The following is a 798-nucleotide window of genomic DNA, read 5'->3' as shown; positions in this document are numbered from 1 at the left end:
AAACTCGACAACGACCCGTCCCCGGTGCCCGGGAAGGACCAGTGGGACGTCACCATCGACCACAACGCGGGTGCCGGCAACGGCACGTCACGGCTCGATGCGATGGGTGACTCGTTGGACCTGGCGAAGTTCCACGACCTGATCTCTGATGAAGCCACCACCATGGGCAAGTTGGGTGACACCGACACCCTCGGCCAACGCAGGGCCAAGGCCCTCGGCGTGATCGCGGACCGGCAGGCCAGCGCCGACCTCCTCGGCCTCATCCCCGACGGCGACGGCGATGCAGCCAGTGAAGGCGACGGCGCCGGCAGTCATGGTGCGGGCAAGAAGGTCACANGCAAGTCCTACCTCAAGACCCGGCTCTACATCCACGTGAACCTCGCCGACCTCGCCACCACCGCAACGCCCGGTCCGGATGCCGCACCGGGGATGGCGGACACGAACCTGTTCGGAGCCGTCACCACCGAGAAGATCCTCGACTGGATCCGCGACCTCGGACCCGACGCCACCCTCACCCCAGTCATCGACACCAACCGGGACTGGGCAGTCGACCAGCACGACCCACCCGAAGCCATGCGCGAACAGGTCCTGGCTCGGGATCGGCATTGCGTCTTCCCGCACTGTTCGGTTGATTCGAGGCGTTGCGACCTCGACCACATCACCGCCTACGACGACACCGGACCACCGGGCCAGACCAGCCCCGACAAACTCGCCCCATTGTGCCGACGACATCACCTCACCAAAACCCATGGCAGATGGTCCTATGTCAGGAACAAGGACGGCACCTATACCTGGACG

It is taken from the genome of Nocardioides sp. Root151, from assembly GCF_001427925.1.
Classification (GTDB): domain Bacteria; phylum Actinomycetota; class Actinomycetes; order Propionibacteriales; family Nocardioidaceae; genus Nocardioides.
Note: the sequence above shows the minus strand (reverse complement) of the source record.